Genomic DNA, 22650 nt, shown 5'->3' with positions numbered 1-22650 from the left:
CCATGAGCTCCTCCCACGACATAGCCGTACGCCCTGTCACCGAGGACGAGATCCCGGCCTGGCTGAACGCCCTCAACACCGGCTTCCTCCGCGCCCCGGAATCCCTCTCCGAGCAGGAGCTCAAGGACCGCTCGGCCCACATGGACCCACCCCGCACCCTCGCCGCCTTCGACGCGTCCCGATCCCGCACCCCCCTCACCCCCACCGACACCACCCAGGTCGTCGCGACCTTCCGCTCCTTCCCGCAGGAGCTGACAGTCGTCGGCGGCCGGACCGTCCCCGCCGACGCCATCTCGAACGTCACGGTCAGCCCCACCCACCGCCGCCGAGGCATTCTCACCCGGATGATGGCCCACGACCTCGTCGCCGCGAAGGACCGCGGCGACGTCGTCGCCACCCTGATCGCCGCCGAGTACCCGATCTACGGCCGCTACGGCTTCGGTCCCGCCACCTGCACCACCGAGTGGACCGTCGACGTGCCCCGCACCGGCCTGGACCCCCGCTGGTCCGGCCCGGCGGACGGCGGCCGGGTCGACCTCGTCGACGGCGCGGTCGTACGCGCTCTCGGCCCCGCCCTGCACGACCGCCTCCGCCACGCCCAGCCCGGCGCGGTGGACCGCGACGAGCGCTGGTGGCGGGTCAACACCGGTGACCTGCGGACCAGCTCCTCCTGGACCGAGCCGTTCTATGCGGTGTACCGCTCGGCGGCCGGTGAGATCGAGGGCATGGTCTCGTACGAGACGGACGACACCTGGCAGATGAAGCAGCCGCAGAACACGGCCGACGTCAACTGGCTGATCGCGACGACCCCGGCCGCCGAGCGCGCCCTGTGGCACTACCTCTGCTCGATCGACTGGATCACCAAGGTCAAGTCCGGCTGGCGGGCCCCGGACGACCTCCTCCCGCACTTCTTCCCCGACCCGCGCGCCGTGAGCGTCACCACCCATGCGGACTGGCTGTGGGTGCGGATCCTGGACGTCGTACGGGCGCTGGAGGCCCGTACGTACGCGGGGACCGGGGCGGCGCTGGTGCTGGAGGTCGTCGACCGGGACGGCTTCGCGGGCGGGCGCTATCGGCTGGACGCGGGCCCGGACGGGGCGAGTTGCGTGCCGACGAGTGAGGACGGGGACCTCGTCCTGGAGGCCGCGGACCTGGCGGCGCTGTGGCTGGGCGACGAGTCGGCCGTACGGCTCACCGCGCTCGGCCGGGTGCGGGAACAGCGGAAGGGCGCCGCCTTTGTGGCCGACGCCCTACTGCGGACGTCCAGGCGCCCGTGGTGCCCGGACCTCTTCTGAGACCTTTCCTGGTGGGTGCGGAATCCGTAGCTGTTCAGTTGTGGTTGTGGCTGCGCATTCAGTTGTGGCTGAACCATTCAGTTGTGGCTGTGCGGACCGGTCGAGCTCCCGGCTCCCCTCCGGAGGGGAGGTCGATCGGTCGGTCTCGGGTGTCGCTCGCGGTGTCGCCAGCGGTCGCTCACGGTTTCGCTCGCGGTGTCCGTCGCGGTGTCCGTCTCGGTGTCGCCAACCCTCTGAAATTCAGACCATGTTGTGAAAGTTGGCGACCAACTCCAACTTACTTATCTCCGCTTGGAGTCGTCTCATAACCACCTTCCCACGAACTGCCCAAAGATGGCGAGAAGTTGTAGTGTTTGTTCGTGGAGCGGGAACGTACGGCCGTCGATGGGCGGAAGTCGTCACAGCGGCCCCAGAGGTCACATCGCGAGGTGGCCGACGTGTTGCGCGGCCGGATCAGGTCCGGCGAGCTGCGACCGGGACAGCGCATGCCCACCCAGGCGAAGCTGGCGGACGAGTTCGGCGTGGAGCGCGGGGCCGTACGGCAGGCCTTGCGCATCCTGCAGTCGGAGCACCTGCTCACCAACGTTTCCAAGGGCAGCCCGGCGACTGTCGCCCCACGCGTGGGGGCGTCGGCCGTCCGCGGACCGCACGCGGCGCCGCGGCCCACGATGGTGGAGCTTGCCCCTCGCATATCCGCAGCCTTCGCGGCCCCGCACGTGAAGATCGACGCCCTCTGCCTGACGTCCGTGTCCCTCACGCTCGCCGTGGGTGAGCCGTTGCGCGAGATTCACGCGGGGCGCATAAATCCGGCCAGGGTCGACGTCCGGGTGATGCTGCCCAGCCGTGACATCCCGCTCGCCTTCCCGGCCCCGGTCGACGCCTCGGTCGACGGCCGGCTGCAGCGCCGCTGGCTCGCCCATCGCAACGCCCAGGGGCAGGTCCTCAAGCACAACCTGCTGGCCCTGCGGTCCACGCACGGCATAGACGTGCGTGTCGCGTTCCGCGCGCTGCCCTTCACCCCACCCGTGAAGCTGTACCTCCTCAACGGCCGGGAGGCGCTGTTCGCGTACTACACGGTCCAGCGGAAGGAGGCCGAAGTGGACAGTGAGCAGCTGGAGATGTACGACGCCGAGGGCACCCAGTCCACGCTGTTCGCGTTCGAGCGGAGCGCGGCCGCCGCCCCGCGGGACACGACCTTCGTCGAGCAGTCCGGCCTGTGGTTCAACGCCCTGTGGGAGACCATCAGTTCGGACCTGCTGCTCACGAGCTGACGGCCGGCACAGGGCGGGGTTCCCGCTTCACATCGCGGGTCCGGTGAACATCAGCGCGAGGATGACCGCGCCGATCGAGCTGCACGTGTGGTTGTTCGCCTTCAGCCCGATCGTGAGGAACAGCAGGCCGACGGCTCCCATCGTGCCGAAGCGCCACTCGACGAATCGCTGGAAGACGATGAAGGTGAGGGCGGAGACGAGGGCGATGGCAGCGGGCATGGTGGAACCTCCTCCGAGGGGCTGGGGTGGGCGGGAGCCGAGATGAGGCGGAACTTCCGCCAACTCGACCAAGTTGGCAACCAACTCTGTTTAAATGGTTCCCACTTGGTCTATGTTCATAACCACCTTCCCGTGAACTCCCCAAAGATGGGTGAGAGTTGTAGCGTTTGGTCGTGACCCAGGAGAACGTTGCAGTGAACGGCAGCAGAAAGCTCTCGTCCCAGGAGATCGCCGACGCCCTGCGGGACCGCATCCGCGGCGGCGACCTCAGGCCCGGCGAGCGCCTGCCCACCCAGGCCGAGCTGGCGGAGGAGTTCGGCGTGGAGCGCGGCACGGTCCGTCAGGCGCTGCGCGCCCTGCAGGAGGACGGGCTGCTGAGCAACGTGAGCAAGGGGAGCCCGCCCAGGGTCGCCGAGGCCGCCCACGCCGCGCGGGACGAGCCGCAGCCGACGATGGTGGGCCTCGGTCCCCGCCTCGGCGCGGCCTTCTCCCAGCCGCAGGTCCGCGTCGACGCGGCCTGCCTCACCGCCGAGACCCTGATGATGGCCCTCGGTGAACCGGTCCGCCGCATCCACGAGGGGACGATCCGTCCCGAGTCCATCGACGTACGCATCCTCCTCCCCTCCCGGAAGATCAACCTGGCGTTCCCGGTCCCCGTGGAGGGGCGGGGCGAGGACGACGAGGAGGACCCGGTCCACAAGCGCTGGCTCGACCAGCGCAACGCCCAGATCCGCGTCCTGCGCCACAACCTCCTGGCCCTGCGCACGTCCCACCAGCTCGACGTCCGCGTGACCTTCCGCGCCCTCCCCTTCACCCCGCCCGTCAAGCTCTACCTCCTCAACGGCCAGGAAGCCCTGATCGCCTACTACATGCTCATGCAGCGCGAGGAGCAGATGGCGGACGGCCCCCTGCAGATGTACGACGCCTTCGGCACCCAGTCCCTCCTCTTCTCCTTCGAGAAGGAGACCGGGCCCCGTGACGCCGCGTTCGTGGAGCAGTCGCAACTGTGGTTCAACGCGCTCTGGGAAACCATCACGACGGACCTGACACTCTCCTAGTGACTCCTGATACGACGCAGACTGAACCGGTGACAGTAGAGACAGAGATTCTGCGAGCACTGATCACCCCTGTTCGTTACGTTCTCTTCGACTTCGACGGGCCCATCTGCCGGCTCTTCGCCGGGCACACGGCGGAGCAGGTCGCGAAGGATCTGGTGGCCTGGTTGGAGGGGCAGGGGCTGAGCGGGCTCCTCACCGACGAGGAGCGGGTCCACTCCGACCCGATGGTCGTGCTGTACGCGGTCAACAGGAGGCATCCGCGCAGCGATCTGGTGACGGAGCTGGAAGAGCGGCTCACCCGGCAGGAACTCAAGGCGGTCGCCTCCGCGATGCCCACCGCGTATGCCGATCCGCTGATACGCACCTGGTCCGCGAAGGGCGGCCGGCTCGCGGTGGCCAGCAACAACTCGGCGCGTACGGTGCTGAACTACCTCGAAGGCCGTGGTCTCGCCGAGTGCTTCGTCCCGCACCTGTACGGGCGCACCAGCGATCTCGATCTGCTGAAGCCGGACCCGCACTGTCTGAACCGGGCTCTGAACGCCCTGGGCGCCCCTCCTTCTGCGGCCCTGATGATCGGTGACGCCCCTACGGACTGCGTTGCCGCCACGCGGGCCGGAGTGCCGTTCCTCGGCTACGCGCGAAACGACCGAAAGGAGAAGCTGCTGAGAAGTGCGGGCGCGGAGGTCGTCGTACGTTCGTTGCAGCCCGTGCTGAGTGTGCTGAGGTCTCAGGCCTGAGCCATCAACAGCAGGAAGACCACGGCACTGGCGGACAGGAACGTGGTGTTGCGGGTCCTGACACCGATGCTGAACAGCACGAGGAAGGTGAGCCCCAGGGCTCCGTACCGGATTTTCAACAGTTGCTCCACCCCGAGCACCGTCACGGTCAAAAGCAGTTGCAAGAACGCCACAAGAGCCCACCCCCTCCTCATCCATGACAGCCAATCAACTACCAGTCCAATTGGACTGGTTGCCGCATATTTGATGTGCCCGGACTGGTTGATCCCTTAACGGCTCTTCTCGATTTGTTGCAGTCAACCAGCCAACTGGGCCGCCAATATGACTGACCGTGGTTTGGTCGCTCCGCCATGGAGGTACGGTCGCGGTGTGAGCGGAGAACGTGGTGATGGCGGCGGGAAGGGGTTCAACGCCCTTCTGGAAGATCTGCGCACCCGTATCGCCGACGGCACGTACGCCCTGGACACCACTCTGCCGACGCAGCGCGAACTCGCCGACGAGTTCAGGGTTTCGCGTGACACCGTGCAGCGTGTGTTGCGTGAGCTGAAGAACGAGGGATGGATCGAGTCCCGTCAGGGCAGCGGCTCCCGGGTGGTGAAGAGCCCGATCCACTCGGGACGCGAGCCGCAGGCGGCGCCTAGGCTGCGCGCCGCGCTGGGGCCGTTCGTCACCAGGGCCTTCGCGCAGCCCGTCGTGCGGCTGGACGTCTTCACCCTGACGTCCGAAAGCCTCGACGCCCATGTGCGGTTGCAGGCCGAGCGCATCCGTACCGGTGAGCTCGCTCCTCCGCAACGCATCGAGCTGCGGATGCTGCAGCCCGACGGATCGCTGGAGCTGCCGTACCCCCGGGCCAGGAACCCCGTCGCCGAGTTGGGCGAGGCAGGCCAATTGGACCGGTTGCAGGGCCAGCTACAGGAGCGGCTCCGGGAAATCACCCGACGACACACGACCTCGTCGCGCCTGGCGCTGCAAAACCTGAGGACGGAGGGCCTGGTGCCGTCCGTGGAGGTGGAGGTGCGGACCGTCCCACTGGTCCCCACCTTCAAGCTCTATCTGCGCAGGGGCGTGGAGGCGCTGTTCGGCCCGTACGAGGTGGTGGAGCGTCCCATCCTTCTCGACGACGGGACGGAGATCGAGGCACTGGACGTGCTCGGTCTGGGCTCGACCCTGACCCGGCACGTCAACGACGAGGGCGACCCCAACTCCACCGGGTCGGTGTTCATGGAGAGCATGCAGACCTGGTTCGACTCCTGCTGGGAACGGCTCGCCTCGACGTCCTGAATCGCGCGGGTCGATGCGCGGATGGGTACGGTGAGCCCACTGGTGGTGGAAGTCACACTCCGGCGCTGATTTTCCGACTTGGTCAAGCTGCCCGAGCTCGGAGCACTACAGTGTGCCCACTCATTTCGCGGCGCATGCACACCGCGATGCACAATCTTTCAGGAGTGACCTTTGGGCCGTTCGCCAGTGCCCGGGCCTTCCGCTCCGAGGACGGAGCTGGACGACGCGTTCAGCAGCCTTGTGGCGTACGCGAGGACCGAGGGGGAGTCCAGCCGGGGCCACCACAACCTGAACTACGTCGTGCGGCCGTCGGAGGAGATCAGCCTCGGACTTCCGGCTCTGGCCCGCCATGACCGTGTCACCGTCCGGCGCAGAATGCGCCACGCGCTGCCCGTCGTGATCAGGACCTGGCAGGACGAGGCGGAGATCCTCAGGTCTATCCGCGGTGCGCTGCCTCATGTTCCGCAGTGCCTGGTCAAACACGGGGACGTGACTGTCCTGAGCTATGTGCAGGGCGTGCCGCTCTCCACCATCTGCCGCAGTGGCAAGCCGTTGGAGCCCCATCTGATCTCCGCTCTCGCCGGCCTGTTGGCGGACATGACGCAGGTGAAGAGGAAGGACTTGCCTCCGCTGCCGCAGTCCTGGCCTCGGACCAGCCGGGACAGCCGGGCCTTTCTCCGGACTCTTGCGCTCGCGACCGAGGAACAGATCAGGCAGCCCAACTGGCGCAGGTTCGGAGGGCTGTTCGCCTCGCTCGGCATTCCTGACGACGCGATGGTGCGGTTCGCGGAGAGGGTGCCGGCGATGGTCAGCCGTCCCTTCAGCCTGCTCCACACGGATCTGCACCGTGACAATGTGATCTTCTCCTACCACGGTGACCCTCCGCTGATCTGCGTCGACTGGGAACTGGCGACCTACGGCGACCCGGTGCACGACCTCGCCACACATCTCGTGCGGACGGCGTACCCCCGGGAGCAGTGGGTCGAGGTGACGGACGCGTGGCGGGCGGCCATGGAGCAGAGGTGCAGCAAGGCGGTCAACGGTGTCGAGCGAGATCTGAGGCACTACGTCGCCTTCGAGCAGGCCCAGTCCGTCTACCCCGATGTGATGCGCGCGGTGACCTCGCTCGACGGGCACCTCGATCAGCGGGACGTCGATGCCGCGACCCACGCGGTGCACCGGGCACTACTGGTGGCCGAGGAGCCCCTGGGGCTCAAGAGCGTGCCGGACCTGAGAGTCATCGAACGGATTCTCGTGAGTTGGTATGTGTCCAACGGAAGGCAGCACATCGGAGGCAGGAGAGTGCAGTCCATCCCCTGGCGGGCCGACAAGAGGGTTCAGCTGCACCCGAAGTTCCCGGCATGGGCCGTCAGGGACGCGCTGTTCGCGGAGGGTGCCGCCTCGGCCGACCATGTGTTCAAGGGGACCGCCCATCTCAGTACGGCCGTGCAGGTCCGGGGCATTCCCTTCCCGGTCATGGTGCGACGGAACGTGGGGTCGGCCAACCCCCGGGAGCGGCGCTTTCTGAACGAGCACGCCGTCCTGATCGCCATCGAGAAGTCCGGGGTGAAGGTGCGGGCGCCACGAGTGCTGGCCCTGGGAGACAGCCATCCGAGTCTGAGTGATCGGTTCACCATCCACACGTACGAGGGGCCGGAGGGCGAGATCCGGCACCCGGACCATCCGGAGGAGGGCTTGCTGCCGCATGAGGCGGACGATCTCGTCGACCAGCTCTGCGAGTTGACCCGGGTCGACTGCGAGGAGCTGGGTTCGGACACGCTGGGCCACGACTTCTGGCAGGGGCTGCGCAACGAACTGCTTCGTATGGTCGACCAACTCCCCAAGGAAACCCTCGCGCTCGCGAGGGAGTTGGGGCTCCCCGGAAACATCCGCCGGCTCGGTGAACTTCTCGACCGGCACCTGGTGACCCCGCGCCGGTCCGTTCTGCTGCACGGCGATCTCAACCCCTGGAACCTGGTGCGCCGAAGTGGTGGTACCGGGCTGACCCTCATCGACTGGGAGATGGCGATGGTGGGTGATCCGCTGTACGACCTGGTGCGCCACATGCACCTGACTCCCACGCTCCCGGAGATCCGGGACCGACTGTTCACCCGTTGGTCCCGGATACTGCCGGAGGACTGCACCAAGGGATGGCACGACGACTGGCGCGTGTACCGGTGGATCGAGACGGTCCGCTCCGCCTATGTGGACCTGGACCGGCTGGTCACCGGCGACAGTCTGGACGCCCCCAACGTCCGTCGGGCGGTGGATACCTATGCCATGACCCTGGCCGCGGCGACCGCCTCGCTCGGGCTGGGAGTGAAGCCCACCAACCCCTATCTTGCCGAGGCGCTGCCCCGCCTCGACGATGGAACCGGTAGGACGGGCAGGGCCGCGGAAGGCTGACACGCAGCCGCGTGCTGCGAGACGGGGGAGGGTCGGGATGTCCGGTGGGGGGAACAGGCCGCCCGATGGGGGTGTCGGTGAGCGCTTCAAACGGTTCCAGACGCGCATCGAGCCCGTGGCCACTCGTCTGCTGTTGTTCGGGATCTTTGTCACGGGACTCACCGCCCAGTTCGTGAAACCCGTGGGCGAAGCGCTGCAGGGCAAGGTGTTCCTCGGTGGCGCCCTGCTCGGCCTTGTGGGTTATGTGCTGTACGACACCGTGAAGGATCTCGCGAGCTCCCTCCGGGCGCCCATGCGTGCCCAGGTGAAGTCGCGCGAACTGGGTGGTTTCGTGACGGACGCGTTCCACACGCGGACGGTGGAGATCAGCTTCCTTGGATACACGGGGGAGACGCTCTACAACGAGCTCTACCACCGGTTGGAAGGCCTTCTGGACGACCCCGGCCCGACGCGGCACGTCCTGGTCCGGTTCCTGGTCCCCGACTTCCAGCAGTCCATGACCGTCCCCTCACGAGTGGGTCCGGGAGGTGAACCGGTCGACGACGAGGAGTTCCGCAAGCGCCTGGAACTCAAATGTCAGGAGTACGACCAGAGGCTGTCGGCGATCGCTCACAGACTGAGCGTCGGGGGGCGGGTGACGGCCGAGTGCGAGTACCGCTTCTATCCCGGCATACCGCGGGACAAGATCTGCATTTTCAACCGGGAGCTGGTGCTGCACGGGCTGTACGACGTGGCCGCCCGCACCGTGGGCTATGGCTCGGACCCGGAGTACTACGACCCCAAGGGCTACCTCACCGACCTGAACGTCTGGTCGGTGGAGGAAACCGACGACGCCAAGGCCGCGGTGACGACCTGGAACAAACACTTCGACGACCTCTGGCGGTTGGCGGTGCGGCCGGCCTGGCCCCGAGGCACGGGAGTCTGAGACGGAGGCCCGATCTGCGTAGGCTCGACCGTATGAGTGAGACCGGCCTGCGGGAGCGTAAGAAGCGGCGGATGTACGAGAGCGTGTCGGAGGTCGCGATCCGGCTGTTTCTCGAGAAGGGGTTCGACGCGGTGTCCGTGGCCGAGGTGGCCGCGGCGGCGGAGATCTCGAAGCCGACGCTCTTCCGGTACTTCCCGGCGAAGGAGGACCTCGTGCTGTACCGGATCGCCGATCACGAGGACGAGACGGCGCGGGTGGTCGCGGGGCGGGCCGAGGGGGAGTCGGTGGTGGGGGCGGTCCGGGCGCACTTCCTGGCGGGGCTGGCCCGGCGGGACCCGGTGACCGGGTTGAACGACCATCCGCAGGTGCTCGCGTTCCATCGGCTCCTCTACGGGACGCCGTCGCTGGTCGCGCGGGCCCATGGACATCTGGAGCGGGCCGAGGCCGCGCTCGCCGAGGTGCTCGGGGGTGGGCTCGACGCGCGGGTCGCCGCCGGGCAGATCGTGACCGTACGGCGGGTGCTCGCGGAGGAGAACCGGCGGCGGGTCGAGCGGGGGGAGCCGGTGGAGGAGGTCGAGCGGGACGCCGTTGCCGCCGCCGAGCGGGTGTTCGGGCGGCTGGAGGGGGCGCTTCCGCTCGGGGCGGTCTGAGGGGGCGCGTGCGTTGTCCTCTCGATGTTCTCTCGGTCCGGGCGGCCTGAGGGTGGCGGGCTCCCGAGAGATGAGTCTCGGTAAATAATTTAACTCGGTCACGTTATTCGGTACGCTCGGCGGAATGACGTCTGTCGAACCTGCCACCGACCCCGCCCTCCGGCACGCTCTCGTCCGCGAGCGTGCGTACCACGACACCTGCCGCGCCGCCCTCGCCGCCATGGTCGAGGGGGCGGGGGAGCAGGTCGTCGTCGGCGAGGACGTCTCCGCGTCGGGGGCCGACGCCGAGGTGCTCGGGTACCGGCTGCGCAGCCGTGCCAAGGAGATGCGTGAGCTGCCGGAGGGGCCGTTGTTCTTCGGGCGGCTCGACTTCGACGACCGCATGAACGCCGATCACGCGAATATCGACCACGCCGGGCAGAGCTATCACGTCGGGCGGCTGCGGATCAGTGAGGATCCGGCCGTGCCGCCCCTCGTCGTGGACTGGCGGGCGCCGGTGTCGCGGGCCTTCTACCAGGCGAGTTCCCGTGATCCCCAGGGTGTCGCCGTCCGGCGTCGCTTCGGGTGGGCGCAGGGCAGCCGAGGGGAGTCGGCCGACCTCACGGGGCTGGAGGACGAGCACCTGGACCGTCGTGCCACCCCGACCGGCCGGGGCTCCGCCGCACCGGACGGCTGCCGAGGCGGCCATGACGGCCGAGGCTGCCGAGACGGCCATGACGGCCATGACGGCCATGACGGCCATGACGGCCGAGGCTGCCGAGGCGGCCGAGACGGCCCAGGAAACCCGGGAAGTCTTCTCGCCGTCGAGATCGAGCGGCCCCGGCTCGGTCCCATGCGGGACATCGCCGCCACCATCCAGCCGGAGCAGGACGAGCTGGTGCGGGCGGATCTCGGCACCTCCGTCTGCGTGGAGGGTGCCCCGGGCACCGGCAAGACGGCCGTCGGGCTGCACCGCGCCGCGTACCTCCTCTACACGTACCCGCAGCGCATCCGCCGCGGCGGTCTGCTGATCCTCGGGCCGAACCGCACCTTCCTCTCGTACATCGCGGAGGTTCTGCCGGCGCTCGGCGAGACGGGTGTACGCCAGTCGACGGTCACGGACGAGATCGCCCGGCACCCGGTCACGGCGGAGGACGACGAGCGGGCGGCGGCCGTGAAGCACGACGCCCGGATGGCAGGGGTGCTCCGCCGGGCCCTGTATGCCGGTGTCGCGGGCGGTGGCGGATCGGGGGAGCGGTTCGACTCCCTTGTCCTGTCCGAGGGTTCGTTTCGCTGGCGGGTGTCCGGGGACGAACTGCGACGGATCGTGGCGGACGTCCGGGCGGAGGCGCTGCCCTACGACATCGGGCGGGAGCGCGTCCGGGCGCGGGTCGTGCGGCTGCTCCAGGTGCAGGCGGAGCGGCGGTCCGGGCCGCGTCCGAACGCGTGGCTGTACCGGATCTCGCGGTCGCGTCCGGTCGGCGCGTACGTCGACGCCGTATGGCCGAAGGCACGGCCGGAGGAGGTGGTGGCGCGGCTGCTCGGGGATCCGGACGCCCTCGCCGCCGCGGCGGAGGGGCTGCTCGACGCGGACGAGCGGAAGGCCGTCTCCTGGGCGAGGCCCCCGCGTACATGGCGGTCGGCCCGCTGGTCGGCAGCCGATCTCGTCCTCCTCGACGAGGTCGCGGGGCTCCTCGCCCACCCCGACGGCTACGGCCATGTCGTCGTCGACGAGGCCCAGGACCTCTCCCCGATGGAGTGCCGCGCGATCGCCCGCCGGGCCGCCTACGGCTCGGTGACCGTCCTGGGCGACCTGGCCCAGGGCACGACCCCCTGGGCCGCCCGCGACTGGCCCCGACTCCTCGCCCACCTGGGCAAGCCGGACGCCCACGTCATCCCTCTCACCACCGGATTCCGGGTGCCGCAGGCCGTCGTGGGGCTGGCGAACGGCCTGCTGGGGCGACTGGGGGTGGACGTGCCCGCTGCCCGGTCCCTGCGGAGGGACGGGGAACTGCGGATCAGGAAGGTGGACGGGACGGACGCGGGGGGCGAGGGCGAGGGTGTCGTCACCGAGACCGTCGCCGCCGTGCGGGACGCGCTCGCCCGTGAAGGGTCCATCGGGGTCATCGCGGCTGACGGACCGGCTGTCGTACGGCTGCGTGCGGCTCTCGGCGGGGCCGGGATCGCGACGGGCGGTCCGGGTGAACTCGGCGCGCGCGTCGCGGTGTTGGGCGCCGGAGTGGCGAAGGGGCTTGAGTACGACCATGTCGTGGTCGTCGAGCCGGCCGCGATCGTGGCGGCGGAGGGGCGGGGGCTGCACCGGTTGTACGTCGTGCTCACGCGCGCGGTGTCGCGGCTGGACGTGGTGCACGAGCGCGCACTGCCGTGGTGAGCGATCCGTTCCGGGTGAGCGGCGCGGGTGCCGGTCGGTGGCTCGTACCGTGGGTGCCGCCGGGTGCCCCGTGCTGCGGGTGTCGCCGGGTGCCCCGTGCTGCGCGTGCCCCGTGCTGCGGGTGCCCCGTGCTGCGGGGTGCCGCCGGGCCACCCGTACCGAGGGTGTCGCGGTGCGCCGTGTTACGGGAAGGCGGCGGAGTCATGACCGTACCGGCACCTCGGTGATCTGGGCCGTGGCTACGGTGAGCGGGTGCCGGTGAGCGGCGCGAACGCGAGCCCGATCTCCCTCCCCCCAGGGGGCTCGCGCGCCGCTCACCGGTTGTTCACGAGGTCTCGCGTGCCTGCTTCCGCGTCCTTTCCCTCACCCACTCACCCACTCACCCACTCACCCACCGCTCAGGGATTCGTGGGCACCGCCACGGCGTCCAGCGCGGGGATCAACTGCTCCTCCTCGTACGTGAGATGGGCTTCGAGTTGGTCGGTGAGGCGCTCCACCTCGGGGAGTACGGCGTCGGGGTCGGCGTCCTCGGCCGTCACGATCCGGCGCAGTTCCTCCGTGAGGGTGGCGATCCGCTCGTGCTCCTCGTGGAGGCGGGTGAGGGCCGGCGCCAGCTCGGGCCGGCGGTCGGAGAGGTAGGGGAAGAGGCCGATGTCCTCGCCGGTGTGGTGATTGTGGAGCCCCTGGCAGAACGTGAGGCAGTTGACGCGGAGCTGGGCGCCGAGCCCGGCCCTGCCGTTGCTCGTGAGCAACTCCTTCTTGATCAGGGCGAGTTCGCGGCGGAAGGCGTCATGGACGACCTTGATGGCCTCGCCCATGGAGCCGGCGTTGATGTTCGGGGGACCGGCCACGAGGACCTCGCGCAGGGCGACGACCGGGATCGTACGGTCCGTCTTCGCCTGGTACTCGGCCCATCCCGGTTCGGCCTCGACCGCCCGCGCGAACGCCCGGTCCCGCTCCTTGCCGATCAGTGCGACGGCTTCGGCCTCGTAGGTGAACGCCCCGGTCTCCACGGTGACGCGGGGGTCGGCCTTGATGTTCCGGTACCAGTCGGGGTGCTTGGGCGATCCTCCGGCCGACGCGATGACCAGGATCGTGCCGTCGCCGTCGGGGAGGTAGCCGAGGGGGGTGGTGTGCCGGTTGCCGGTACGGGCGCCGGTGGTGGTCAGGAGGATCAGACGGGCGCCCTCGAAATAGCCGCCGACCTCGCCGCGCCGGGCGCGGAACTCTTCGATGACTTGTTGGTTGAAGGGGTTGGGCATTCTCTGCTTTCTGTGGATGGCTGCACGACAGGGGTTGTCGCGGAATTCGGGCAGGGGTGATTGCCGCAGCGCGCGCGTCAGTGAATGGCCGACGGAATGCCGTGCAGGCGGAATGTCCGTAGGTGGAGTGTCCGTAGAAGAAATGCGTGTCGACGGAATGTGGGGCGAGGTGTTTCGCGGCGCGGCGAGACGACGCGGGCGAAGTGTTGCGCGGCGCGATGCGGTGCCGTGTGACGCGATGCGGTGTGAGAGTTCGCCGCGCGCGACAGATGCACCGATGGTGCGTCGAGGGAGCACCGAAGAGGACCGAAGAGCACCGAAGGAACTCAGAGGCAGGAGAACGGTGTTCGGCGCGCGGAAATTCGGCAGGCGGGCCCCTGGCCCGCCCCGGCCTCACTCGGAGGCCGGGTAACCAATCCGCTCACGGCTCAAGGCCGACCCGGCAGTCATACGCCAACGATAAAGGGACGGGGTGGGGCCGGGCAATACGTATTCGGCCGGAGTACCGGCGCATTTCGAGGGGTGGGGGTGTGGGACCGTGTCCAGGAAAGAACGGCCTGTCGATCGGTCCGGGTCACGCCTTTCGTTCGGCCTCCTCGGCCGCGTGTTCCAGGCGGCCGCGATAGTTCTCCCACCATGTCGGGTCGCTCGACGGGATGCTCGTGTTGCCCTCGTTCATACCGACCGCGCCGTCGAGGAGTTCCCGGAGGATGTCGGCGTGCCCGGCGTGCCGGTGGGTGTCGGCGATCACGCGGACGACGGCGTGGTGCAGCGTCACCTCGTCCTTGCCGTCGGGCCACCACGGCACCCTGCCGACGGTGTCCAGCGCCAGCGCGTCGAGGGTCGCGTCCGCGTGCGCCCAGGCCCGGCGGTAGAGCCCCACGATGTCCTCGCGGGACTCTTCGGCGGTGGCCCACATGTCCGCGTTGGGCTCGGCGTCGCCGTCGAGCCAGGGCAGCGCTTCGCCCGACGGCCGTCCGAAGGTGTCGCCGAGGTAGCCCAGTTCGATACCGGCCGCGTGCTTCATCAGCCCCAGGAGGTTGGTGCCGGTCGGCGTCAGGGGGCGTCGGGCGTCGTACTCCGACAGCCCTTCGAGCTTCCACAGCAGGGCATCACGGGCGGACTGCAGATAGAAGCGGAGGTCGGTCTTGGCGTCCGAAGCGGCGGAGGTCATGAGGCAAGTCTGCCGCTCCCGCGATCCTCGTCCACCGCTTTTCCGCGTCTACCGCGTTTCCGTCCGCGCGGATTCGTCTGCACGGATTCGTCGACGGGGCCTCGCCGGTGGGGCGATGAGCGCGTGGGGCCGAAGTCCCGGGAACTCGCCCAGGGGGTCGGCCCGGAGAACCCTCCACCACGTCGGCCGTCCCGCCGCGCGAGCGCAGGAATCCCTCGGCCCGGGCGAGGAACTCGTCGACGTCTTCGGTGAGGTGCCAGTCATCCGGGCGCATGGCCCATGCTCCCCGAGGCCACGGACACCCTTGAACTTTTCAGCCAGGGCGAGCCGGTGGGGTATCGGTGCCCTCCCGGGTAAGAGCCTCCCGGGTAAGTGCCCTCCCGAGTAAGTCAGGGCACAGGAGGGGCATGCATCGACCTTCGGTCACTCGTGCGGTGATGGGCCCACTTCCGCTGATGCCGCGTCAAGGGTTGCGAGATCGAAGCCCGTGTCGGTCAGGACAGCGGCGGCCACTCCGCGGCCGACCTGGGCGAGGCCGATCAGCAGGTCGTCGCAGTCGATGCGGTCGGAGCCGTTCTGCTGGGACCGTGCCTCGGCGATGTCGATGGCCTTGCGGGAGTAGGGGGTCCAGGCGATCCGTTCGGCCGCTTGCGAGGCGCCCATGCTCAGCCGGGCTCCTACGGACCTGTGGACCGCCTCGGGAGAGACGCCGACGGCTTGCAGGAGGCGGGTGGCGCTGTTGTCCTCCGCGGTAAGCCCCCGCAACAGGTGCTCCGTGCCGATGTAGTTGTTGCGGTGCTGCACGGCCGCCTGCTTGACGTGGACCATCGCTTGGCGGAGGTCATCGGTCATCATCTCGGGGCCGTAGCGCTTGTGTGGGGCGTGGAAGCGTTGCTGGACGGCTTGGCGGGTCACGCCCAGGGCGGTGCCGATGTCCGTCCATGAGGAACCGTGCATCCGGCAGTGCTCGACGTAGTCCTCGACCAAGTCGTCCGCCCGTGCCTGTAGTTGGCCTGCGACCTGCGCGGCGACCGTCAGCAGGGCGAGCCAGTCGGGCTGCTCACGGTTGCCGGGGAGGTGTGCGGTGTCGCACCTCCGGTCGACTTCCGCGATGAGATCGTCCAGATCTGGAAGAGCCATGAGGCAAGTACGCCTTGACAGTTTCAAATTGTCAAGACGAACTTGCCTCTCTGTTCGTGAGGGCAAGTGCTCGGACCTGACGGCGACATCAGCTCACTCGCCCGGAGATCTCCGAGCGGAGCGCAACGCGGCGCGGAAGACGGCCCGGCCGGTGTGTCGTCTGCCCGGCCGCGCAGTGGGCGTATCGAAGTCACGCCCCACGTAACCTCTTCCTGTGCCTGCACCCCGCCTGCATCGCGTCGTCGTCCTTGTGCTTGAGGGTGCCAAGCCGCTCGATGTCGGGATTCCCACGCCGGTTTTCTCGACCCGCGCGAGCATGCCGTACGAGGTGCGGGTGTGCGGGGCGGCGCCCGGTCTGTGACCGGCGGCGACGGCCTCGCGTACTACGTCGCCCACGGCCTCGACGCGCTCGCGTGGGCCGACATCGTCTTCGTCCCCGGCTACCGGTTCCCGGACCGCGACGACCCGCCGCGGGCTGTCGTCGACGCGCTGATCGCCGCCCACGACCGGGGCGCGCGACTCGCCGCCATCTCGACGGGCGCCTTCGCGCTCGCCGCCACGGGCCTGCTCGACGGCAGGCGAGCCACGACGCACTGGCACTACACGCGGGCACTCGTGGCCAGGCATCCGCTCGTCCAGGTCGACGAGAACGTGCTGTTCGTCGACGAGGGCAGCGTGCTCACCTCGGCCGGCGCCGCCTCCGGCATCGACCTGTGCCTGCACATCCTGCGCGGCGACCTCGGAGTGGCCGCCTCCAACCACGCGGCCCGGCGTCTGGTGGCGGCCCCCTACCGCAGCGGCGGCCAGGCCCAGTACGTGCCGCGCAGCGCCCCGAGCCGCTCGGTGAGTCCAGGTGAGGCAGTCTCCCTGACCTGCGGTGCCCGGATTCGAGGCAGACGGTTTCGGCAAGGTCGTCTCACTCGAGTCCGGGCAAACGGCCGCTGCTCAGATGCGGAGTTCGGGCGGGAAGCCGGTCCATCGCAGTTCTGCGGGAAGGTGCCGCATGTCGTTGTAGAACAGCACGGAGGACGGCCTGCCGGGTGCGTATCGAATGGCGGTAAGGGCTGCGTTGCTGTGGTTGAGTCCCATCCAGCGCCACTCGGGTGCGTCGAGGGCGGCTCTGATCAGCCATCCGATGAGGAAATTGTGTGTGACGACCAGTTCATGGCGGGGGCGATCGCCGTCGACCGGGCCGGTGAATTCTGCGAGTGCCTCCCGGGCTAGTGCTGGACCGCGGTTGCGCTCCTCTTCGGGAACCTGAGCGAGGAAGCTGAGCATGGCGTCGGCCGAATCCGGCGGCAGCTCCTCCTTCACAGGCAGGTAGGGGATGTAGTCGCCGGCCAGTTCCGACTGGTGCAGTGGGACGGCGTCAAGTTGTGCGCTGATCAGCCGGGCCGTCTGCTGCGCCCGGGGCAGCGGCCCGTGGTAGATCGCCGAAAGCGGGGTGTTACGGAGCCGTTCACCGAGGAGACCGGCTTGGCGGCGGCCGCTTTCCGTCAGGGTCGTCTCGTCTGCTGACGCTTCACCGTGTCGGGCGAGGTAGAGGTATCGAGTGGCTGTGTCTGTCATGTCCCGGGTCTCCCTCGTCATCCGTGATCTTGTATTTCAGGGATGGACGCTGAGCTCTTTGCGCGTAGTTCCGTCGCGGCTGCGCCGGCTCAGTCGGCGATGAGTGCGGGGACGCCTTCGGGGTTGCCGAGCCGGTACTCGATCTCCGCGGCTGACGGCTTCACCGTCTTCGTGAGTCAGACGCGGCTGGTCCCGCGAATCGGCCTTCGGCGGGGAAGTGTTGATGGGACTTGGCGAGAACGGCCCGCTTGCCGCATGCTTCACGTCTCGTGGAACAGCACCTCGGAACGGTCCCGGACGTTCGCAGCCTGAACGACGTCAGGGTGCGCAGCGAGGCTGTCGGGGTCGGCGGCCACGCGCTGGTACGACTGACAGCCCAAGGCGATCACACCGGCGCGCAAGTCCGTGAAAGTGTCGTCGGAGCACCCGCTCCCGATGAGGTAAGCAGCCGCCCACACATCCCAGCGGCACAGGGCGTCGTGCAACTCATCGAAGCGTTCCGCATTCTCCAGGATCTCCTGCCGAGGTCCCTCCGCGAGTTGCTTGACGAGAACCTCGTCAAATGGCCCGCCCGTTGCGGCAGCCCGGCTTGCGTGGCTTCGATGACGTCCCAGAACGTGTCGATCTCCATGACCGCGCACTCTGCGGCGACCCGATGACAATCGATCCTGGCCACCCTGGCCACCCTGGCCACCCTGGCCACCCTGGCGACACCTGGCCGTTTCCACGAACTGCGGCCAGCGCCCGGAGAACGGCCAAGGCTGCTCGTCGACCCACTTGGTCCGGAGTTCAACGGAGTGGGTAGCTTCAGCGAGCGTCGTGCACGTTGTCGTCCGGGGCCGCCCGCCCGTGAAGGGTTCGGGCCAGCGGCAGCTCCTAGGATCTGCGGCATGGCAACACGACTTGTGCAGATCAACATGAAGGCCCAGGACGACTCCGCGCTCGGCCGGTTCTGGGCGGAGGTACTCGGTTGGGGTCTCGACAGCGAGGGACCCGGCGTGACCAACCTCGAACCCGTGGGCTTCGCCTACCCCGACCCCGTGGCCGTCTGCATCGACATCGTCGCCCGCCCGGAACCCAAGACGGTGAAGAATCGCGTGCACCTTGATCTGGCCACCACCTCGACCGCCCATCAGGCGGAGTTGGTCGCGCGCCTGAAGGATCTCGGCGCGACGCTCGCCGACGTGGGTCAGGGCGACGTCCCCTGGACGGTCATGGCCGACCCGGAGGGCAACGAGTTCTGCGTCCTGGAACCCCGCCCGATCTACCAGGGCATCGGGCCGATCGCCGCGGTGGTGGTCGACTGCACCGACCCACGAGGGATGGCCCGGTTCTGGGGCGAGGCGATGGACTGGACGCTGCACGAGGTCACCGACGACCACGCGGCAATGCGCTCCGCCAAAGGCGTAGGCCCCTACCTGGAGTTCATCCGCACCCCTGACACCAAGAGCGTGTGGAACCGCGTCCATCTCGACGTCCGCCCCTACCCCGGTGACGAGTTGGCAGCAGAGGAAGCCCGACTGCGCGCCCTGGGCGCCACCGACCCTGGTATCGACCAGTCCTCAATCTCCTGGACAATTCTGGCCGACCCGGAAAACAACGAGTTCTGCCTCCTCACCCCTCGCTGACATTGAGCAACGGCTCCGGGCGGTCTCGGGTCAGCGGCGCAGACCGCGTGGCGTCAGCGTATGCCGCCCGGAGACGGGGATGGTGTCCCCGGTCACCAGCCCGCGTCAACGGACGCCAGGAAGGACACGAGCGGGCCGTAGTCGTCTACGGGCCCGTACGGCCCCGGCGCCCCCTATCGCGATACCTGTGGCGTCGGCCATGGAAGTCAGCCGGGCGCGGAGCCTGCCGGTCGGCATGCCGGAGATGAGTTGCCGGAATCGGCGCTTGCGCCCGTGCCTCTCTCTGGTTTTCTCGGTCTGGAAGTCGAGGTCTTCGACTGCGATGGCCTTGACGCCGCAGGTCCTGGCCCAGTTCAGCAGCCGCGTGAGGGTGTGCCGTATCTGGGCGTCGCGGTGCTGGGCGCCTTGAGACAGGTCGAAGAAGAACCGGCGCGGCCGGCCAGTGGAGCCGGACGCTACCGGGCAGAGCACCAGGGTCCGACAGTCATCACGGCAGATGTCTTGCCGACACGACAGTCGGCGTGACGAGTCACATTGTCCTGTCCCAGTTAAGTGTGGGTAGTGCGAGGCCGTGACCTGGGTTGCTTCGTTTTGTCTGGGGCACGCTCGCTGAGATTGTCCCGCTTATCTGTGGGCAGTTCGTCGCATGGCGTGTGTATGTGAGCCGGTGTTTTCGACAGATTTCGGGGCCTGGACCGCGTGGGGTCGATGTGGCGGTAGCGTGATCGTCATGACGGCTGAGGGCGAGGCGCTGCTCGGCGGCATGGTGAACGCAGGGGCGGTCTTCCGCCGTGGTGCGCTGGTGGAGCGCCCGGCGCCGCGCAACGCGCGCGCCCTGCATGCGTACCTTCTTGCCCTGAAGGAGCACGGCTTCGACGCAGCGCCGGCCCCTGTCGGTCTCACCGAGGATGGCCGTGAACAGCTCACCTTCATCCCCGGAGACGTGGCTCTGCCACCGTTCGCGGACTGGGCGATGACGAAGACCGCCCTGGAATCGGTGGGGAGCCTGCTGCGGCGCCTGCATGAAACCAGCGCGGCCATCGAGGTCGACACCCGTGCCGGGTGGCCAGGGGACCTGGCCGATCCGGAGGGGGGAATGATGCTGTGCCACAACGACGTGTGCCCGGACAACGTCGTCTTCCGCGACGGCCGTGCCGCTGCCCTGATCGATTTCGACCTGGCAGCTCCGGGCCGTCCCCTCTGGGACGTCGCCATGACCGCCCGCTACTGGGTGCCCCTGGTCGATCCCGCATCCGCAGCCGCCTTCTACCCCTCCGGGTTGGATGCGCCCGCGCGGCTGCGGATCCTTGCCGACAGCTACGGCCTTTCGCCGCAGGACCGCGCCGAGTTGTTCGGCGTCATCGAGCAGGCCACCGACGTCTGCCGGGCCTTCGTCGCCAGCCGCGTGGCTGACGGCGACCCCGTATATATCCAGGCACTGGCCGAGCGCGGTGGATGGGAACGCTGGGACCGCATTCAGACCTGGCTGGCGGAGCGCCGCGAGATGTTCACGGCCATCCTGCTGAACTGATCACCCGGAGCGGGCCGTTGACCGGGGACGCTCAGAGCTGAGTGGGACGAGGAAGGTGTGGGGCGTCTCGGTTGGCGATGAGCGTGGCCACGGCCTCGGGGTTGCCGAGCCGATACTCGATCTCCGCGGCCGACGACTTGACGGTTTCGTGAGCCGGACGCGGCTGGTGCCGCGAAGCGTGCTCTGGGTGGGGAAGCGCTGGTGGACTTGGGCGGGGCGGTGATGTGGACGACCGGGATGCGGTCGCTTCCCGGATAGCGCTGCCGGACGCGCAGTTCGTGCAGGCGGCCGAGCTGCTTGAGCGCGGTGGTCTTCCCGGTGGTCCATTCACCGGAGACGATGAGCCCGCGGCGGGCGCCGTGCTCGCGCTGGTTGAGCAGGGTCAGCTGCCGTCCCTGGTGGGCGATGTCCTTGACCGTGGACGTGCGCACGACTTGGAGTTCGGAGTGGTAGGCGATGCGGCCTCGTCGTAGGCGTCCCGCATCGGCGGGCTCAAGGCCTGCCACTGCTGCTCGGGCAGCAGGTCGAAGACAGCCGGGTCTTCTTCGACGAACCGGCGCCAGCCCTCCAGCCGCGTGGACGGATCCGTGCGGTCCCCGCCGGGTTCAGGCACTTCCCCGCCGTCCGGCTCCGGCGCGTTCACCACCACCGTTCGGCCTCCTGGCGTGCGTCGAAGATCTCCAGTGGGATCACGTCGGCGAAGTTCGTCCTCGTCCGTCTCCACCGGTTCGGTAATGGGCTCTTCGGCAGGCTCCTCGGGCCGGGGCCGGGGCCGGGGCCGGGGCCAGGACGGCTCGGCGGTGGCCCGGGTCCGCGCGGCGACCTTGCGACCCCGGCGCGATGCGCGGGACGGCTTCGCTGGTTTGTCCTCCGGGCCGTCGGCGGCGCGGTCCAGCAGAGCGACGGCGGCCTCGGCGATCTCGTCCTCGGTCACCGGATCGGTGCCGCGCTGGGCCAGAATGCGGCGAGCGTGGTCCCGGGCCGGCTCGCCCATCGGCGTCGGGGCGGTGCGAAGGTGCGGCCAGATGGCGGTGCTCCAGCCGCCTTCGCGGTGGTTGCGTACCCAGATGCGGGAGATGTCGTAGGGGTCGTAGTGGACCTCCCGGCTCCGCCCGTCTGGGCCAGCGCCGGAGGGCTGGCGACGGAAGGGATTCAACTCCGCGCTGTCGTAGGTGCGGTGGCCCAAACGGATGCCGTAGGAGTTGATCCTCCGTCGGCAGCGGGGCAGCAGCTCGATGTACTCCTGCGGGCTGAGCGCGACCGGGACGTGCCCGGCCGCCGCGACCAGGGCGGCGTACTTCTCGTTCGGGCTCAACGCCTTGCCGGGCATCAGCGGGTCGCACAGCCCGTCGTGCGACCGGTTCTGCCAGTGGACGATCCATTCCTGCCGCGGTTCTTGGAGCCGGTGGATCGTCCAGAAGGCCTCCGAGGCCGGGTCGGTGCCCCGGTGTTCGGTGCTGCGTCCCTTGTGGCCGGGAAGGTGCTGGACGAACATCGTGGCCACCGAACCGAGCGTCGTCTCGATGTGCGGCTTGTCGGTCGGGGTGTCGGGGTGGGTGGGCTGGAAGGAGATGCCCAGCGACTGGCAGGCCGAGCGGAACGTGTCGGAGACGTAGGCCTTGCCCCGGTCGCAGACGATCGTCTCCGGCGTGATCACGGGGACGGCCGCCGCGTGCGCCAGCCGTTTGTCCAGAGCCATGAGCGAGGTGTGCGGCAGTACCGACCGGGACATCCGTAAGGCGTCCGCCCAGCCGGGCCGCATCGGCTCCGGCGTCATCGCCCGCGCCAACAGCAGGGCGGCGTCCACCGCCTTCGTCGACGGTCGCAGCACCGCCGCGGCCAGCGTGCGGGTCGCGATGTCCACGATCCCGGTCAGTTCGACGGCGTCCACCGTGCCTCGTCGTGCACGACCAGCACATCCAGTGGAGTGGAATCGATCTCCATCACCTCGCCCGGACGGGCCGCGGTCAGTTGGCCGAACATGCCCTCCGGCTGCTTGGCCGGCGAGCGGCGGGCGCGGGCCGAGCCAAGTGTGTGCCGCCCGGAGCCGACCGCCTTCAGCAGCCGGTAGAGCACGGCGCCGCAGTGGTGTAGCGCACTTTTGCAAGCGGGTGCTTGCAAAAGTTAGCGAGC

20 protein-coding genes and 2 pseudogenes are annotated in these 22650 nt (G+C 68.9%); 12 read left to right on the top strand and 10 right to left on the bottom strand.

The features are described from left to right. Positions 1-2: 2 nt before the first annotated feature. Positions 3-1295, top strand: coding sequence for a GNAT family N-acetyltransferase (locus OG858_RS21130; protein ID WP_327724302.1), 1293 nt, complete (start codon positions 3-5; stop codon positions 1293-1295). A gap of 353 nt (positions 1296-1648) precedes the next feature. Continuing rightward, on the top strand, positions 1649-2566 hold the full coding sequence (locus OG858_RS21125) for a winged helix-turn-helix domain-containing protein (protein ID WP_406197315.1): 918 nt from the start codon (positions 1649-1651) through the stop codon (positions 2564-2566). 27 nt (positions 2567-2593) lie between these two features. Here OG858_RS21125 and OG858_RS21120 read toward each other — a convergent pair whose 3' ends face one another. Next, positions 2594-2785 carry a hypothetical protein gene (locus tag OG858_RS21120; RefSeq protein ID WP_086753986.1) on the bottom strand — a complete coding sequence of 64 codons (192 nt, stop codon included), beginning with the start codon at positions 2783-2785 and terminating at the stop codon, positions 2594-2596. 194 nt (positions 2786-2979) lie between these two features. Between OG858_RS21120 and OG858_RS21115 the strand changes: the two genes are divergently transcribed. Together OG858_RS21115 and OG858_RS21110 are read left to right on the top strand one after the other, a co-directional pair. Continuing rightward, positions 2980-3843 (top strand): winged helix-turn-helix domain-containing protein, encoded by an 864-nt coding sequence (locus tag OG858_RS21115; RefSeq protein ID WP_319067762.1) that lies wholly within the window; start codon positions 2980-2982, stop codon positions 3841-3843. Beyond that, positions 3843-4580, top strand: coding sequence for an HAD family hydrolase (locus tag OG858_RS21110; RefSeq protein ID WP_319067763.1), 738 nt, complete (start codon positions 3843-3845; stop codon positions 4578-4580). The genes OG858_RS21115 and OG858_RS21110 overlap by 1 nt, the downstream gene beginning before the upstream one ends. On the opposite strand, the gene OG858_RS21105 is transcribed toward OG858_RS21110, so the two are convergent. Beyond that, positions 4571-4753 (bottom strand): hypothetical protein, encoded by a 183-nt coding sequence (locus OG858_RS21105; RefSeq protein WP_086750811.1) that lies wholly within the window; start codon positions 4751-4753, stop codon positions 4571-4573. The two genes, OG858_RS21110 and OG858_RS21105, sit on opposite strands and share 10 nt — an antisense overlap. A gap of 196 nt (positions 4754-4949) precedes the next feature. Between OG858_RS21105 and OG858_RS21100 the strand changes: the two genes are divergently transcribed. The 5 genes from OG858_RS21100 to OG858_RS21080 all read left to right on the top strand — a co-directional run bounded on the left by OG858_RS21100 (position 4950) and on the right by OG858_RS21080 (position 12213). Further along, entirely contained in the window at positions 4950-5861 is a 912-nt protein-coding gene (locus OG858_RS21100) for a GntR family transcriptional regulator (protein ID WP_256960737.1), read from the top strand. A gap of 186 nt (positions 5862-6047) precedes the next feature. Continuing rightward, on the top strand, positions 6048-8267 hold the full coding sequence (locus OG858_RS21095; protein WP_179201263.1) for an aminoglycoside phosphotransferase family protein: 2220 nt from the start codon (positions 6048-6050) through the stop codon (positions 8265-8267). Between the two features lie 115 nt (positions 8268-8382). Then, positions 8383-9192 carry a hypothetical protein gene (locus OG858_RS21090; protein ID WP_319067764.1) on the top strand — a complete coding sequence of 270 codons (810 nt, stop codon included), beginning with the start codon at positions 8383-8385 and terminating at the stop codon, positions 9190-9192. Positions 9193-9224: 32 nt separating this feature from the next. Then, positions 9225-9842, top strand: coding sequence for a TetR family transcriptional regulator (locus OG858_RS21085; protein WP_319264152.1), 618 nt, complete (start codon positions 9225-9227; stop codon positions 9840-9842). A gap of 124 nt (positions 9843-9966) precedes the next feature. Continuing rightward, complete coding sequence (locus tag OG858_RS21080) at positions 9967-12213, top strand: HelD family protein (RefSeq protein WP_328544628.1); 2247 nt, start codon at positions 9967-9969, stop codon at positions 12211-12213. Positions 12214-12611: 398 nt separating this feature from the next. On the opposite strand, the gene OG858_RS21075 is transcribed toward OG858_RS21080, so the two are convergent. The 3 genes from OG858_RS21075 to OG858_RS21065 form a co-directional block, all read right to left on the bottom strand. Beyond that, positions 12612-13475 (bottom strand): nitroreductase/quinone reductase family protein, encoded by an 864-nt coding sequence (locus OG858_RS21075; protein WP_328544629.1) that lies wholly within the window; start codon positions 13473-13475, stop codon positions 12612-12614. 574 nt (positions 13476-14049) lie between these two features. Next, positions 14050-14649 carry a DinB family protein gene (locus OG858_RS21070; RefSeq protein WP_319067768.1) on the bottom strand — a complete coding sequence of 200 codons (600 nt, stop codon included), beginning with the start codon at positions 14647-14649 and terminating at the stop codon, positions 14050-14052. Positions 14650-15072: 423 nt separating this feature from the next. Beyond that, positions 15073-15789 carry a Clp protease N-terminal domain-containing protein gene (locus tag OG858_RS21065; protein ID WP_319067770.1) on the bottom strand — a complete coding sequence of 239 codons (717 nt, stop codon included), beginning with the start codon at positions 15787-15789 and terminating at the stop codon, positions 15073-15075. Between the two features lie 214 nt (positions 15790-16003). Between OG858_RS21065 and OG858_RS21060 the strand changes: the two are divergent. After that, positions 16004-16637: pseudogene (locus OG858_RS21060) on the top strand (AraC family transcriptional regulator); the annotation flags it as partial. A gap of 97 nt (positions 16638-16734) precedes the next feature. Here the strand turns inward: OG858_RS21060 and OG858_RS21055 are convergent. Continuing rightward, entirely contained in the window at positions 16735-17358 is a 624-nt protein-coding gene (locus tag OG858_RS21055; RefSeq protein WP_086747166.1) for a histidine phosphatase family protein, read from the bottom strand. Positions 17359-17618: 260 nt separating this feature from the next. Continuing rightward, entirely contained in the window at positions 17619-17999 is a 381-nt protein-coding gene (locus OG858_RS21050; RefSeq protein ID WP_256960253.1) for a DUF4240 domain-containing protein, read from the bottom strand. Positions 18000-18248: 249 nt separating this feature from the next. Between OG858_RS21050 and OG858_RS21045 the strand changes: the two genes are divergently transcribed. Further along, entirely contained in the window at positions 18249-18986 is a 738-nt protein-coding gene (locus OG858_RS21045; protein ID WP_319067773.1) for a VOC family protein, read from the top strand. Positions 18987-19160: 174 nt separating this feature from the next. On the opposite strand, the pseudogene OG858_RS21040 reads toward OG858_RS21045, so the two are convergent. Further along, positions 19161-19427: pseudogene (locus OG858_RS21040) on the bottom strand (IS200/IS605 family accessory protein TnpB-related protein); the annotation flags it as partial. A gap of 289 nt (positions 19428-19716) precedes the next feature. Between OG858_RS21040 and OG858_RS21035 the strand changes: the two are divergent. Continuing rightward, complete coding sequence (locus OG858_RS21035) at positions 19717-20517, top strand: phosphotransferase (protein ID WP_086747167.1); 801 nt, start codon at positions 19717-19719, stop codon at positions 20515-20517. 382 nt (positions 20518-20899) lie between these two features. Here the strand turns inward: OG858_RS21035 and OG858_RS21030 are convergent, their stop codons facing one another. Then, complete coding sequence (locus OG858_RS21030; RefSeq protein ID WP_328544631.1) at positions 20900-22408, bottom strand: Mu transposase C-terminal domain-containing protein; 1509 nt, start codon at positions 22406-22408, stop codon at positions 20900-20902. Next, positions 22390-22593, bottom strand: a complete 204-nt coding sequence (locus OG858_RS21025) for a hypothetical protein (RefSeq protein WP_256960251.1) — start codon at positions 22591-22593, stop codon at positions 22390-22392. Before OG858_RS21025 ends, OG858_RS21030 begins: the two co-directional genes overlap by 19 nt. Positions 22594-22650: the final 57 nt, after the last annotated feature.

The sequence above is a fragment of the Streptomyces europaeiscabiei genome (assembly GCF_036346855.1).
GTDB classification, from domain to species: domain Bacteria; phylum Actinomycetota; class Actinomycetes; order Streptomycetales; family Streptomycetaceae; genus Streptomyces; species Streptomyces europaeiscabiei.
Note: the sequence above shows the minus strand (reverse complement) of the source record. Positions and strands in the feature narration are given on the sequence as shown.